This is a genomic window from Rhizobium ecuadorense, assembly GCF_001187535.1.
GTDB classification, from domain to species: Bacteria; Pseudomonadota; Alphaproteobacteria; order Rhizobiales; family Rhizobiaceae; genus Rhizobium; species Rhizobium ecuadorense.
On record NZ_LFIO01001164.1, the window covers coordinates 1 to 14,197 of the forward strand.

Below are 14,197 nucleotides of genomic sequence, written 5' to 3' on the forward strand. Positions count from 1 at the left end.
GCGTATATCTCGTCGCAGCGATGATCTGGCTCAGATGAATGTCGATTCGTCCTAGTACAAGATTACCGCTCAGCTTCTGCTGAGTATTCCAAACATGAATAGCGGTTCGCCGCCCGTCGAGTTCCAACAGGAAGTCGGGTTGAAAGGTTACTTTGAAAAAGCCTCTGGGACTCAAAAGGTGAGAGCAGGACATGTCGCCAGCGCGCCAGGATTGTCCTCTCGCCATTTGAAAAATCTTTCGAGCCCTCGTTTGGCCGAAGCTCGCTCTGGGGCTTTTGTTATCTGATCCGTTGACGCTAAAACCTGTGCATCAGACAGTCCCTCGAAGGTGATCTGTTGAATTCGCAGTCGGAGGCTTCGGTGGTAATCGAACCCGCTTTTGCTAGGTTTGTGTCGTTCGCGGACTGCCCGTTTCTGCGGTTTGGGACTAAGGCAAACCAACCTGAGCAAAAAAGAGAAGCCAAATGTCTTTACAGATGCCATCGCCAATCCCTTCGAGAACGGAGGACGCTCAAGGTGTGCTGAGCGCCATTTGCATGCTGATTTTTGGCAAGCCTCTTTGTTGTCTGTTTGTTCCTATATAAATTCCGGACGCCGAAGCGCCCGGAAAATCCTGATTAAGTAGGTTGGCTAACACCACGCGGTTTTAGCTGTCAGCTCCCCGAAACAATAAGCCCAATCAGCTGCACCCGCTCGTCGCCCCACACGTGTCGCACTTCTCGCAGGTGCCATTCCGCACCATCGTGAAGTTCTGGCATTCCGAGCACATGTTGCCGGTATAGCCCTGCATGATCGAGCGCTGGCGGCGTTCGGCTTCCACCTTCTTGGCTTCGGTCTTCGCCGTTGCCGCATCGGCTGCCGCCTTGTCGGAGAAGAGGGCGGTGGCGTCGCTGGTGATTTCCTCGGTTACCTCTTCGGCGATCTCCTCGGCCAATTCCTTGGCGCGCTCCTCGTAATCGCGCTTGAAGGCAACGATTTCGGAGGTGGAGATGGCGACCGTCGGCTCCAGCTTGCGGGCCGCACTGCCGGCAAAGGCGGTGACGGTGCCGGTGGAAGCGGCGCGGGCAGGGGCTGCGGTGGCGGCACCCTTGGGTTCGCCCGCTTGGCGTTCGCCGCCGGTGCCTGAAACCAGCGTCGGCTTGTAGCCGCGGGTCCAGCCGGTCGACAGCAGGTTGGTCTTGCCTTCCTGGATGCCCTTGCCGAGTGCGGTGTTGGAGAAATCCGACGTATCGACATGCGCAAGGTCATGACGGCCGAGATAGGAGACGGCAAGCTCGCGGAAGACATAGTCGAGGATCGAGGTGGCGTTCTTGATCGCGTCGTTGCCGATGACCATGCCGGCCGGCTCGAACTTGGTGAAGGTGAAGGCCTCGACATATTCCTCGAGCGGCACGCCATATTGCAGGCCGAGCGAGATGGCGATGGCGAAATTGTTCATCATCGCACGGAAGGCGGCCCCTTCCTTGTGCATGTCGATGAAGATCTCGCCGAGGCGGCCGTCGCCGAATTCGCCGGTTCTGAGATAGACCTTGTGTCCGCCGACGGCGGCCTTCTGGGTATAGCCCTGGCGGCGGTTCGGCAGCTTCTCGCGTTCGCGCGAAACCCGTTCGATCACCCGCTCGATGATCTTCTCGGTGATGGTGACGGCCTGGGCGGCGACCGGCGCCTGCAGCAGTTCCTCCAGCGCATCCTCGTCGTTCTCATCCTCGATCAGCGAGGCGTTGAGCGGCTGCGACAGCTTGGAGCCGTCGCGATAGAGCGCGTTGGCCTTGAGGCCGAGCTTCCAGGACAGCAGATAGGCGTTCTTGCAATCCTCGACGGTCGCCTCGTTCGGCATGTTGATCGTCTTGGAAATCGCGCCGGAGATGAAGGGCTGGGCAGCCGCCATCATGCGGATATGGCTTTCCACCGAGAGATAGCGCTTGCCGATCTTGCCGCAGGGATTGGCGCAATCGAAGACCGGCAGGTGCTCGGCCTTGAGGAAGGGAGCGCCTTCCAGCGTCATCGCACCGCAGACATGGATGTTGGCGGCTTCGATGTCCTTCTTCGAGAAACCCATATGGTCGAGCAGGCTGAAGCTCATGTCGGAGAGCTGTTCGTCGGAAACCTTCAGCGTCTCCTTCAGGAAGTCGGCGCCGAGCGTCCACTGGTTGAAGACGAACTTGATGTCGAAGGCGCTCTTCAGCGCGGCGTTGACGGCTTCCACCTTCTCGTCGGTCAGGCCCTTGGCCTTCAGCGTCGACGGGTTGATCGCCGGCGCCTGGTTCAGGTTGCCGTGGCCGACGGCATAGGCCTCGATTTCGGCAATCTGGCTCTCGGAATAACCGAGCGTGCGCAGCGCGTCGGGCACGGCGCGGTTGATGATCTTGAAGTAGCCGCCGCCGGCGAGCTTCTTGAACTTGACGAGGGCGAAGTCGGGCTCGATGCCTGTCGTGTCGCAATCCATGACGAGGCCGATCGTGCCGGTGGGCGCGATGACCGAGACCTGGGCATTGCGGTAGCCGTGCTGTTCGCCAAGCGCGAGCGCCTTGTCCCAGGCCGATTTGGCGTGGGCGACGAGATCCTGGTCCGGGTTTTCCGAATGGATCAGCGCGACCGGGTCGATCGACAGCGCCTCATAGCCGGAGGTTTCGCCGTGAGCGGCGCGGCGATGGTTGCGAATGACCCTGAGCATGCTGTCGCGGTTCGGCGCGAAGTTCGGGAAGGGGCCGAGCTCGGCCGCCATTTCGGCCGAGGTCGCATAGCAGATGCCGGTCATGATCGCGGTCAGCGAACCGGCAATGGCGCGGGCCTCAGTGGAGTCATAGGGAATGCCCGACGACATCAGCAGGCCGCCGATATTGGCGTAGCCGAGGCCGAGCGTGCGGTATTCGTAGGAGAGTTCGGCAATGCGCTTCGACGGGAACTGCGCCATCATGACCGAGACTTCGAGCACGACGGTCCACAGGCGAACGGCATGTTCGTAGTCGGCGATATTGATGCGCTTGGTGGCCTTGTCCTTGAACTGCAGCAGGTTCAGCGAGGCGAGGTTGCAGGCCGTGTCGTCGAGGAACATATATTCCGAGCACGGGTTCGAGCCGCGGATCGGGCCGCCGGCGGGCGAGGTGTGCCAGTCGTTCATCGTCGTGTTGAAGTGGATGCCCGGATCGGCAGACGCCCAGGCGGCATAGGAAATCGTTTCCCAGAGATCGCGCGCCTTCAGCGTCTTCATCACCCGGCCGTCCTTGCGGGCGGTCAGCTTCCATTCGCCGTCATTTTCGACGGCGCGCAGGAAGTCGTCCTTGATCGAGACGGAGTTGTTGGAGTTCTGGCCGGAGACCGTGAGATAGGCTTCCGAATCCCAATCCGTATCGTAGGTCTTGAATTCGAGATCCTTGTAGCCCTGGCGGGCGAACTGGATGACGCGCTGGACGTAATTCTCCGGAACCTGATCCTTCTTGGCGGCGCGGATTTCGCGCTTCAGGGCAGGGTTCTTGGCCGGATCGAAGCAATCGCCATTGTCGCCGCCTTCGCAGTTGAAGCAGGCCTTCATGATTGTCTTCAGGTGCCGGGCGACGATCTTCGAGCCGGTGACGAGGGCCGCGACCTTCTGCTCTTCCTTGACCTTCCAGTTGATATATTCCTCGATATCGGGATGGTCGATATCGACGACCACCATCTTGGCGGCGCGGCGCGTCGTGCCGCCGGATTTGATGGCGCCGGCGGCGCGGTCGCCGATCTTCAGGAAGCTCATCAGGCCGGAGGAGCGGCCGCCGCCGGAAAGCTTTTCGCCTTCGCCGCGCAGCATCGAGAAGTTGGAGCCGGTGCCGGAGCCGTATTTGAACAGGCGCGCTTCACGCACCCAGAGGTCCATGATGCCGCCTTCGTTGACGAGGTCGTCCTCGACCGACTGGATGAAGCAGGCATGCGGCTGCGGATGTTCGTAGGCGGACTTGGACTTGGTCAGCTTGCCGGTGAAGGGGTCGACATAGAAATGGCCCTGGCCGGGACCGTCGATGCCGTAGGCCCAGTGCAGGCCGGTGTTGAACCATTGCGGCGAGTTCGGCGCGACGCGCTGGGTGGCGAGCATATAGGCAAGCTCGTCCTTGAAGGCGGCAGCATCTTCCTCGGAGGAGAAATAGCCACCCTTCCAGCCCCAATAGGTCCAGGTGCCGGCGAGGCGGTCGAAGACCTGGCGCGCATCGATTTCGGAGCCGGTCTGCTCATCCCTGGGCAGGGTCTTCAGCGCCGCATCGTCGGGAACGGAGCGCCACAGGAAGGAGGGAACGTCGTTTTCCTCGACCTTCTTCAGCCGGGTGGGGACGCCGGCCTTGCGGAAATACTTCTGTGCCAGAACGTCGGTCGCGACCTGGGAGAACTGCGCGGGAACGTCGATATTCTCGAGGCGGAACACGATCGAACCGTCGGGGTTCTTGATCTCGCTCGTCGCCTTGCGGAATTCGATATCCGCATAGGCGCCTTGTCCGGCCTTCGTGAAACGACGTTCGATGCGCATGGTCTTGACCTCGTGTTGGCGCCCGGTCCCCGCGACCGGGGCGCAAAATTCCTATCCGGCGGCACATTTGTCGTCGTGCAGCCAGTCTCGTTTCCGTATTGTCACAGGGGTGTCATCCGGAGATGTCCTTCCTGTATCTTGTGGTGATGGTGGCTGCAAACGCTAAATATAGTATTAACAGCTTATTATCGCCAGTCCCGACGTCACTTTTTTTGGAGGCTGAAAATCGCGCAGAGATCCTGTCAGGCCTGACACCGTTCCCGGCACATTGCCTTGATTCCGCGTCCTAATTTTCAATAGGGAACCGGGCTCGTTACCTCCGGTCCTGTCGCCGCCGCAACATCAGGGACAGTAAGTTTGAAACGGGTGATTCCGTCAAGGGCTGGCCGTTAATTGATTGCTAACCACAACATCTTGTGGATGCGCCTGTGAAGATTGGGGAAAGCCGGGGAGCCCTGAAATTACAATGGCTTGCAGGCGCTGTCGGCTAAGGAAAAGGCTGAAACGGCAAAAAAGCGCCCGGCGGCAAATCTTGTGATGGCATTTCCGGTGCAAATCGGCATGCCGATTCGGCGCGGAAATCAGCCCTCCTCAGAGCGCATCGATGGCGATGGTGACGGTGGCGACGCCGATCGGCCTGTCCTCTTCATCGATAACGACGAAGCTCGCCTGCGTTTCCAGCATCTGGGTGGATTGGTTGCGTTCCGCCCGGTCGATGAAGATCTCTCGGGAGCCGTCGGCGAAGGTTCTGAGGTATTTCTCCTCGTCGCCCTGCCAGTAGTCGGCGGTGATGGTGCTTTGCCCGACGTTCAGCCCATGACTGTCGGTGACGAAAAATTCGACGATCGCCCCCTGCGAGGCGTCCTGCCTGGCTTTCAGGTAATTCGACACGGATTTGTCGAGCAGCAGCTGGACCATCTGCAGGTGGTGCCGATCGACCTCCGACCGGTAGGTCTCGTCAAGCACCCGCAGGTCGATTTCGCTGACATCGGTGAATTTGGCATTCTGTTCGGCGATGGCTTTCAGCACCAGCGGCGTTTCCACCATCGGCCGGATCCGCGTCTCAACATAGTCGCGCACCAGCGGAATATAGGCAGGCTCGGCGCGGGTAGGCGCGAGCGGAGGCAGACATGCCGCCAGCCCGACGGCAACCACCGCAACATATCCCCACCGCGCCATCGTCGTTTCCTTCTACCGCATCGTTTACTGCACGCTTTAAGCGCAGTTTGATGCGATTCGCAGCTGCCGAGTTTATGCGAATAAGTTAAAATAGATGTGCAGATCCCGATAGCGGATTCAGCAAACCCCGCCGACAAAAACTGGAACAATTTCAAGTGGTAAATACGATTGGTGCGCGCTGCGATCTGTGCGCTCAGCGTGGACCCTTGGCGATCGGCTCCTGGTAGGTGAAGCCCATGTCCCAGGGGAAGTAGATCCAGGTATCCTGGCTCACCTCGGTGATGAAGGTATCGACGGTGGGCACACCCTTCGGCTTGGCATAGACGCAGGCGAAATGGGCCCGCGGCAGCATGGTGCGCACCTGAACGGCGGTCTTGCCGGTATCCGTCAGATCGTCGACGACGAGCACGCCTTCGCCGCCGTTTTCGGCAAGCTCGGGCGCTATTCCCTTGAGCAGCGTCATGTCGCCTTGGTTGACATAGTCATGATAGGAGGCGACGCAGACGGTCTCGATCAGCCGGATGTTCAGTTCGCGCGAGATGATCGCGGCCGGAACGAGGCCGCCGCGGGTGATGCAGACGATCGCCTTGAACGTCTGGTCAAGGCCGGCAAGCCGCCAGGCAAGGGCGCGTGCATCGCGGTGGAACTGATCCCAGGAGACGGGAAAGGCTTTATCGGGAAGGGACATCGGGCTGCTCCGCGGCATGAAGAAAGGACACGCCGTTTGTCGGCGACCGGACGAGCTTGAGGCGGCGATCGGCAAAACAAGAAACGCGCGAGCTGCACTGCGCTAGTTATGCCCGAGGCTCGAAGCCCTCATCGGTCGCCGCAATTAACGGAATTTGCCGTCAAAAGGCAAGAGCAGCCGATCAACGCGACAAAAGCGTCAGCGCCGTCATCGATTGCAGCAAGGTCCTCGTCGTGCCGCCGAAAATCATCTGCCAGAGCCAGGAATGCGTATAGGCGCCCATGACAAGAAGATCGATGCTGTCGTCCGACAGCCGGTTTTCGATGACATGCGAAGTGTTCTTATCCACGCTTCGGGCCGTCGCCAGCGTCGTTTTCACGCCGTGGCGGGCAAGGGTGGCGGCGATCTCGGCGCCTGCGGTCAGCGGCGATTGCAGCGCCGTGTCGGCCGGATCGACCGAAAAGATCTCGACCTCTTCGGCGGCTTTGAGGATCGGCAGCGCGTCGAAGGTCGCGCGTGCCGCCTCCTTCGAGCCGTTCCAGGCGATCAGCACGCGCTTGATCGGCTTCGGCTGGCGGATGATGTAGGGGATGATCAGCACCGGCCGGCCGGTTTCGAATAGGAAGCTGTCGACGTCGACATGGCTGTCTGAGGCTTTGGCCGGGTCGGCCTGCGAGGCGATCAGCAGATCGGCGCTGCGCGCGCTTTCGATGAGCGGCGCGGAGCCGTAGCCGATGGAGGTCGCAAAGCTGCGCCACTCGGAGGAGCCGCCTGAGGCTTCCGCCTTGGCGCGAAAAATCCGCTCCACCGCGAGGGTTTCGCTATGCGCCATGTCCTGCAGCGCCTGCACGGCGACCGGATCGGGGATTTCCATCGGCGCCACCAGCGGCACGGCGGAGATGTTTTCGGCATGCAGGCCGATCACATGCGCGCCGCTTTCGGCGGCAATGGCAAAGGCGAAATCGGCAACGGCGCTGCTATTGTCTGCTGTATCGAGAATGGCGAGAATGGTTTTGTAAGACATATCAATTCTCCTTGCGCTGAAATGGCGTGCGCGAGGGAAGGAATGCACCGGACCGTTCTTCCGTTCCTTGACGGGGATCAAGCCTGGTCCCCGGTTCCGGCATTGTCCTCAAGCCTCGGCGGAATGGTTTTCGGCGATGTCTTTCCTCTGGCGGATGGCGTCGATCATGGCTTGCACCTCGGCGCCGGCCGCATCGATGGCCGCCTGCGCGCGGCCGCGCACGACGATCTCGGTCGAGAATTTCTGGCCGATATAGCGGGGATAGGAGCCGATGCTGGTGTCCGGATGGGCTTTCTGGATCGCCGTCAGGGGCGTGCCGATCTCGCCTTCGCCGTAAGGGCAGGCGATGGCGAGCGACAGCACCGGCGTGCCGGTTCGAAGCGTCGGCAGCACATTGTCGACCATCGCCTGGAAAACCTGCGGCACGCCGGCCATGACATGGACATTGCCGATGATGAAACCGGGCGCCGTCGACACCGGATTGGCGATATGAACGGATCCGCGCGGCATGCGCGCCATGCGCTGGCGCGCCTCGGTGAATTCCATCTCGCGGCGTCGGTACATATCGGCCAGCAGCCTCATCGCCTCTTCGTCATAGTCGCAGGGCACCCCGAACGCCTTGGAAATGGCATCGGCGGTGATGTCGTCATGCGTCGGCCCGATGCCGCCTGACGTGAAGACGTAATCATATTTGCCGCGAAGCGCGTTCAGCGCCTCGACGATCGCCTCCTCGTCGTCGGCGACGATGCGCACCTCCTTGAGGTCGATGCCGGAAAGGGTGAGCAGGTCGGCCAGGTGGCCGATATTCTTGTCCTTGGTGCGGCCGGAAAGAAGTTCGTCGCCGATGGCGAGCATGGCGGCGGTGACGACGGTGGCATGGCTCATGGGATGTTCCGTGATGTGAGGCTGGTCAATAGGTAGCGCCCTTCGGCCGCTTTGCAAACAGCCGAGCATGATGGTGAGACGTCAAAGCGGTTTAGGCCGGCGGTGCCGCATGCCTGCTCGTCGGTGCCCTGATTTGTAACGGCATATGGTGCGGACGGCGGGGGTCGAACCCGCATAGCCTAGGCCGAGGGATTTTCTTACCGCTACGGCTTTCGCCGCCGCCTTCCGGCGTTTGTGGTCTGGACTATACCTTCACCCTAGCGTCTGCCTTAGGTGCTGCCCGTCTAGTCTCTACACCTTCCCCTTGCAGGGCTTGGCTCGGGATTGCCATCTGACAGGTTTCCCCGACTTTGAGCAGTTCTACATCAGGCGTTTCCGCCAGTGCACTCAATTTTGTTTTAAGTCCCTTGTGTCTACCGATTCCACCACGTCCGCGTGGTTCTCCCTGCTAACAAAGAGAGGCGGCATTCTCAACCGATATTCAGTGGCGAGGTGCGATTCCGTTTCAAAGTCTGGACGCCTGCCATCACCTAGTCGTTTGGAATGTTCAGCTGAATCTCGGAGTAACGCGGCGATCCGGCGCGCTGATCAAAGCTTCGGCAAGCAACTGCGCGTCACGAAGTTTCAGATTGTCGTTGTGGCCATGCAAGGGCGTGACAGTCGATTGCGGAATTTCATGCCAGCCGGCGAAAAAAACTCAGCACAACCCTTGCGACACAAGCTTGTTGAATTTCGCCGGACATTGGGACAAAGTACCGGCAGGGGTAGCGTTTGCGATTTTTACTGTTGCAATACGTGCATTGCACTTTTTCATCATGAATGTTGGGACATGTGGTGACTTATAGGGCGAAATGGCTTTTGTTCTGAAGACCTTCGGGAGGCTGCAGCTCGTTGACGGGGAGGGGAAGGCTGTCGCGTTTCCTGAGAAAGGCCTGCTGCTTCTCGCCTATTTGTTTACAACCGAGCAAGCTTCGGCGGATCGAACGACGCTGGCCCGCTTCCTATGGGGCGAAGGTGACAGGGATGTTGCACTTTCGACTTTGCGGAAGGTGATTTCGAGAATTAAGGCTCGTCAAAACGATCTCGGGGTAAACATCCTTTCGTCTCAAGGCAACTTGCTCACCCTCGACCAAGGGGCTCTGTCTTCCGACATGCTGCTCGACGGCGAGGAGGAAGAGGGTGAGCCGTTCTCCCGGCTGAGACAGCTGGTGACGCTGATGAACCAGCCTTTTCTGGAGCCAGTTCACAACCATAGCCGTCAGTTTCAGCGCTGGCTCGCCGAGCGTGAAGATTTCCATAACGAGCTTCTCGCCAATACTTTGAGAACGGCGTCCCAACTGGCCCCGTCGCAAAAGGAATCCGAGCTCCTGAGGAAGGCCGCGGTTATCCTGTTTCGGACCGAGCCGAAGGATCCGGAAACACTGCAACTGCTCATACGGATCTTCAAGGCGGAAGGGGAAGTCGAATCCCTTCGCAGCTACTTTGAACAGCGGCGCAGCTCGACGGCGAGAGCTGTCGCCGCGCGCAGCGAATCCGATGGCGGTGACGCGAAATCCCTGCGTCCGCCATCCGTGTCGTCACAGGCGAAACTCGAGGCTGCTCTACCCCCCGAGCCCGAAGATATCCGGATTGCCATTCCCCGCCTGGTGCTGCTTCCTCCCAGGAATCAATCCGTTCGGCCCCAAGCCGGTTTTCTGGCAGCGTCTTTGGTGGAGGATATCACGATCGGATTTTGCGTCTTCAACAGCCTGGAGGTCATCGCCCCGTATTCGGCGGTGCAAATCGGCCATCAGGTGGAGACGCAGAAGGCCTTCTTTGAACGGCATCGCGTCAACTATATCCTCGACACCCGGATCAGCAATATGGGCGAGGAAGTGACGCTGTTCGCTCAGCTGATCTTTTTCGATCAGAATCAGATTGTCTGGGCCGAAAGGTTCAGCCTCGATCGCATGGATCTTGCCAGAGACAGGAGAGTGGTTGCCCGCCAGATCGCCCTCTCCGTGTCCAGTGAAATCGAGCGTCATGAGGCATTGCGCGAAGATCTGAACCCGGTCGCCTACCACAGATATCTTGTCGGCAGGCGCCACCTGGCGCGGCTGACGCTTCCGAACCTGCGGCGCGTGCGCAAGGAAATGAAAGCCGCGCTCAGCGTAAGCCCGGATTTCACCCCGGCGCTGAGTTCGATGGCGAGGACCTATTCCAAGGAATGGCTGCTGACGGCGCGGGGGGATATCGATCTTTTACAATTGGCGGAAACCTTCGCAAAACAGGCCACCGCGATGCGTTCGGACTTCGCCGATGGCCATCGCGAGCTCGGTGTCGCCAAACTCTTGCAGGGCGCCTTCGATGAAAGCGCCGAAGCAATGGAAGTGGCGGAAAGCCTGGCGCCGCACTACGCCGACGTGATTGCCGACTACGCGGACACCCTGGTTCATTGTTCGCTCCCCGCCATGGCCTTGCGAAAGATCGAGCGGGCAATCGAACTGAACCCGCTCGGTCCCGATACCTATTTCTGGACTGCTGCAGGAGCAAACTATGCGCTGGGCGAATTCGAAGCTTCGCTGGACTATATCGGGCAGATGGCCGATCCTAATTTAGCGGATAGGTTGTCCGCTGCAAGTTGGGCCATGTTGGGTCATCAGGATAAGGCGCGGATCTTCGTACGAAGGTTTCGTGAAGGCAATCCGGACTTCGATGTGGACAAATGGTTGTCTGCAGTTCCAAGTAAAGAGCAGTGGCATAAAGATCTTTATCGTGAAGGCCTGAAGAAAGCTGGATTTTAAACATCAATCGTTAGAAAGGGCAAAACATGGCTACAGTTGTTGTTATTAGTGTTGAAGGTCAAGACGGGCTCTGGGTCGCCGATCTGGACGCCGGCACCGTACTGCCGCTCCCGGTCCCCAAGGCGGGCGGCTTGAAAGTGGTAACCGATCTTCGCGCCACCGGCGCGACGGTGACAAAAGGCGTGAATGTGGCTGTCACCGTCAAGTCTGCGGAAGCGGCGTTCTCCGGCCATTATGACGGCTAGACGTGATGATGTTGTCGCGCCGTTGCGTCTTTCAGGCTGGTGACGGAAGCTATAACACTCTGAATTATTTGTGATTTATCCGGATTTCGATCTCGGGAATCTGTGCAGAAGTGCGAGACGGCGAGCGGGAAGTCGACCTGCTCGCCGTCGAGCATAAGCTTGCGCTATATTGATGTAATCATAGTCATTCCCGATGCCGATCAAGTGCAGCGGTCTCAGCAAGCACTATTGGCTTCGGTTATGCGGGTTCGTGTCCTCTTGCCCACACAGCTTCATAATACCGTTTGAATATGCACGTATATCGTGGATATAAGCATGTCATCGCTTGACAATAGCATTTTCGGTGCAAGGATTGCGCCGCGGCGGTTGAGTAAGTGTTGTCTTGTGGGAGTAAGGCGATGGTTTACGATTGGACTGGGGCTAAGGTTCGGCGCATCCGGATCTTCAAGACCAGTGTCGCGCTTGTTCTGGGAACCGCGACGGCTGCGATACCGCTGTTCTTCTGGGCCATGGAGTTTCGCGGTTTCTAACCTGAGGTAATCACCGTCTCGCGCCACCTGTTGATCACCCAGCCGGCCAGCAGCCCGAGGGCGGCGCCCATTGCCTTGATGCCGGCATCATGCAAGCGCGGATGGCGCGTCGGCGAGAGGTACTGCAGATATTCGATGGCGACGGAACCAGCGATCAACAGCACGGCCACCAATTTCCACTGTTTCGGATAGGCGAGCGCAAAGGCGAGGCCGACAAGAATATAAGCGCCCGCGCGGTCGGTATCGACAGTCGTGACGGTCTCCGGCCTCAGCCCGATCGGCGAAACCGTGACGAAGAGAATGAAGGCGAGCAGCAGCCAGGCCACAGGTTTTGCGAATTTGAAGATCATCATCGTTCCATATAATTGGCAGGCCTTTGCATTGACAGTTAAAATCAGTTCATCTGCCGCCGATTTCGCGATTGGCTTAAGAAAGGCTTCCTGAGGCTGGACCCGGCATCAGGATGTGAGCGGTTCGGTCAGCGAACCGGAAATGACCGGAGCGGGCTTTCTTTTGCCGGTCGGCCTGTGCCATAGCGGCGGCGGCTAATCTTTAGGAATGGACCACGTTGGTGACAAGACTTGATGTCGAAAACGCCGAAGCGGCAATGCGCAGCCTTTTTCCGGCAACGCCGCTGCAGCTCAATGACCATCTCTCGGCGCGCTACGGGGCCGATATCTGGCTGAAGCGCGAAGATCTGTCGCCGGTGCGTTCCTACAAAATCCGCGGCGCCTTCAATTTCTTCCGCAAGGCGATCGGGCAGGGCGCTTCCGGCAAGACCTTCGTCTGCGCCTCGGCCGGCAATCACGCCCAGGGCTTTGCCTATGTCTGCCGCCATTTCGGCGTGCCGGGCGTCGTCTTCATGCCGGTGACGACACCGCAGCAGAAGATCGACAAGACCCGCATGTTCGGCGCCGAATTCATCACCATCCGGCTGTTCGGCGATTTCTTCGACCAGTGCTATCAGGCCGCACGCGACCATGTCGAAGCGGTCGGTGGCGTCATGGTGCCGCCCTTCGACCATGCCGACATCATCGAAGGGCAGGCGACCGTCGCCGCCGAGATCATGCAGCAGCTGCCTGAGGGAACGGTGCCCGATATGGTCGTCCTGCCGGTCGGCGGCGGCGGCCTTGCCGCCGGCATCACCGGTTATCTCGACGGCACCGTGCCGAAATCGGCCTTTGTCTTCACCGAGCCCGCCGGCGCGCCGAGCCTGAGGCGCAGCATCGAGGCGGGTGAGGTGACGACGCTTGCCAAGGTCGACAACTTCGTCGATGGCGCCGCCGTTGCCCGCATCGGCGACCTGAATTTCGCCGCCCTTCGCGATTTCCCGGCAAGCCAGGTGCAACTGATGCCGGAGAACGCCATCTGCGTCACCATCCAGGAGATGCTGAATGTCGAGGGCGTCGTGCTGGAGCCGGCCGGCGCCCTGTCGCTGACGGCGATCGCCGCGATGGACGCCGAAGCGATCCGCGGCAAGACCATCGTTGCCGTCGTTTCCGGCGGCAATTTCGATTTCGAGCGCCTGCCTGACGTAAAGGAAAGAGCCATGCGTTACGCAGGGCTGAAGAAATATTTCATCCTGCGGCTCGCCCAGCGCCCCGGCGCGCTCAGGGATTTCCTCAATCTGCTCGGGCCCGACGACGATATCGCCCGCTTCGAATATCTGAAGAAATCGGCCCGCAATTTCGGCTCGATCCTGATCGGCATCGAAACCAAGGCGCCGGAGAATTTCGCCCGGCTGATCGGAAATTTCGAAGCCGCCGGCATGGGTTACGAGGATATCACCGAAAACGAGATCCTCGCCAACCTGATCATTTGACTTGGCGAAAACAATGTCATCGTGCTAAAGGCGGATCATGGCTTCGTTCCTTTCAAATCTCTTTTCGATGTTCTCCGGCGGCGGCAAACCGACCTCGGAGGCGGCAGGCCCTTCCGGCGAGCCGCAGCTTTACAACGATTGCACGATCTACGCGGAGCCGCGTAGGGAAGGCAGCCAATATCGCCTAGCCGGCCGCATTGAAAAGAAGGTTGGCGACGAGGTGCTGGTGCGCAATTTCATCCGCGCCGATCTGTTTTCCTCTTCCGATGACGCGCTCGAATGCACGGTGCGCAAGGCGCAGCAGATCATCGACCAGCATGGTTCGTCACTCTTTGGCGACGGCGAGAAGCTTCGCCAGGTCTGACACCGGGATGCGCCGCATCGGCATCTGATACCGGCCGCAATTATTCTTTTTTTTCAATCCTGTGACGCGGCGACGCGGCCGGTGATCGGCATCTCGCTCACGCAATCTTAAAGGATTGCAGTCAAAGCTATGGCCTGCAGCATGTGCAGGGCCGCCCTCGTGTTTGACTTTTTCGGACGATC

The 14,197-nt window shown here is 59.5% G+C and carries 11 protein-coding genes; 5 read left to right on the forward strand and 6 right to left on the reverse strand.

Annotation, left to right across the window (positions count from 1 at the left end; all coding sequences use genetic code 11):
* Positions 1 to 679 precede the first annotated feature (679 nt).
* From AF337_RS24715 to AF337_RS24735, 5 genes are all read right to left on the reverse strand, one after another.
* Positions 680 to 4,495, reverse strand: coding sequence for a vitamin B12-dependent ribonucleotide reductase (locus AF337_RS24715; RefSeq protein ID WP_049734204.1), 3,816 nt, complete (start codon positions 4,493 to 4,495; stop codon positions 680 to 682).
* A gap of 591 nt (positions 4,496 to 5,086) precedes the next feature.
* On the reverse strand, positions 5,087 to 5,674 hold the full coding sequence (locus AF337_RS24720) for a hypothetical protein (RefSeq protein ID WP_049734205.1): 588 nt from the start codon (positions 5,672 to 5,674) through the stop codon (positions 5,087 to 5,089).
* Positions 5,675 to 5,867: 193 nt separating this feature from the next.
* Positions 5,868 to 6,362: a xanthine phosphoribosyltransferase gene (gpt, locus tag AF337_RS24725; protein ID WP_049734206.1), complete on the reverse strand. Its 495-nt coding sequence runs from the start codon at positions 6,360 to 6,362 to the stop codon at positions 5,868 to 5,870.
* Between the two features lie 181 nt (positions 6,363 to 6,543).
* The gene (locus AF337_RS24730; RefSeq protein WP_049734207.1) at positions 6,544 to 7,386 is read right to left on the reverse strand and encodes a universal stress protein; all 843 of its coding nucleotides are present in this window, start codon (positions 7,384 to 7,386) and stop codon (positions 6,544 to 6,546) included.
* A gap of 108 nt (positions 7,387 to 7,494) precedes the next feature.
* Entirely contained in the window at positions 7,495 to 8,271 is a 777-nt protein-coding gene (locus AF337_RS24735; protein ID WP_049734208.1) for a competence/damage-inducible protein A, read from the reverse strand.
* Between the two features lie 851 nt (positions 8,272 to 9,122).
* Between AF337_RS24735 and AF337_RS24740 the strand changes: the two genes are divergently transcribed.
* The 3 genes from AF337_RS24740 to AF337_RS46090 all read left to right on the forward strand — a co-directional run bounded on the left by AF337_RS24740 (position 9,123) and on the right by AF337_RS46090 (position 11,829).
* Complete coding sequence (locus AF337_RS24740; RefSeq protein WP_049734209.1) at positions 9,123 to 11,054, forward strand: hypothetical protein; 1,932 nt, start codon at positions 9,123 to 9,125, stop codon at positions 11,052 to 11,054.
* A gap of 26 nt (positions 11,055 to 11,080) precedes the next feature.
* The gene (locus tag AF337_RS24745) at positions 11,081 to 11,299 is read left to right on the forward strand and encodes a hypothetical protein (protein ID WP_049734210.1); all 219 of its coding nucleotides are present in this window, start codon (positions 11,081 to 11,083) and stop codon (positions 11,297 to 11,299) included.
* A 398-nt stretch (positions 11,300 to 11,697) separates the two neighbouring features.
* A complete protein-coding gene (locus AF337_RS46090; RefSeq protein ID WP_257784959.1) occupies positions 11,698 to 11,829 on the forward strand; it encodes a hypothetical protein in 132 nt (43 codons plus the stop codon).
* Here the strand turns inward: AF337_RS46090 and AF337_RS24750 are convergent.
* Positions 11,826 to 12,182: a VanZ family protein gene (locus tag AF337_RS24750; protein ID WP_049734211.1), complete on the reverse strand. Its 357-nt coding sequence runs from the start codon at positions 12,180 to 12,182 to the stop codon at positions 11,826 to 11,828. The two genes, AF337_RS46090 and AF337_RS24750, sit on opposite strands and share 4 nt — an antisense overlap.
* A gap of 218 nt (positions 12,183 to 12,400) precedes the next feature.
* Between AF337_RS24750 and ilvA the strand changes: the two genes are divergently transcribed.
* Entirely contained in the window at positions 12,401 to 13,651 is a 1,251-nt protein-coding gene (gene ilvA, locus AF337_RS24755; protein WP_049734308.1) for a threonine ammonia-lyase, read from the forward strand.
* Between the two features lie 37 nt (positions 13,652 to 13,688).
* Positions 13,689 to 14,015 (forward strand): HlyU family transcriptional regulator, encoded by a 327-nt coding sequence (locus AF337_RS24760; RefSeq protein ID WP_049734212.1) that lies wholly within the window; start codon positions 13,689 to 13,691, stop codon positions 14,013 to 14,015.
* Positions 14,016 to 14,197 lie beyond the last annotated feature (182 nt).

Excerpts from the sequence above, each read along its gene's own strand:
- AF337_RS24720 (WP_049734205.1), bottom strand. The coding sequence starts at position 5,674 with ATGGCGCGGTGGGGATATGTTGCGGTGGTTGCCGTCGGGCTGGCGGCA.
- AF337_RS24760 (WP_049734212.1), top strand. The coding sequence starts at position 13,689 with ATGGCTTCGTTCCTTTCAAATCTCTTTTCGATGTTCTCCGGCGGCGGC.
- gpt (WP_049734206.1), bottom strand. The coding sequence starts at position 6,362 with ATGTCCCTTCCCGATAAAGCCTTTCCCGTCTCCTGGGATCAGTTCCAC.
- AF337_RS24715 (WP_049734204.1), bottom strand. The coding sequence starts at position 4,495 with ATGCGCATCGAACGTCGTTTCACGAAGGCCGGACAAGGCGCCTATGCG.
- AF337_RS24745 (WP_049734210.1), top strand. The coding sequence starts at position 11,081 with ATGGCTACAGTTGTTGTTATTAGTGTTGAAGGTCAAGACGGGCTCTGG.
- AF337_RS46090 (WP_257784959.1), top strand. The coding sequence starts at position 11,698 with ATGGTTTACGATTGGACTGGGGCTAAGGTTCGGCGCATCCGGATCTTC.
- AF337_RS24730 (WP_049734207.1), bottom strand. The coding sequence starts at position 7,386 with ATGTCTTACAAAACCATTCTCGCCATTCTCGATACAGCAGACAATAGC.
- AF337_RS24735 (WP_049734208.1), bottom strand. The coding sequence starts at position 8,271 with ATGAGCCATGCCACCGTCGTCACCGCCGCCATGCTCGCCATCGGCGAC.
- AF337_RS24740 (WP_049734209.1), top strand. The coding sequence starts at position 9,123 with ATGGCTTTTGTTCTGAAGACCTTCGGGAGGCTGCAGCTCGTTGACGGG.
- AF337_RS24750 (WP_049734211.1), bottom strand. The coding sequence starts at position 12,182 with ATGATGATCTTCAAATTCGCAAAACCTGTGGCCTGGCTGCTGCTCGCC.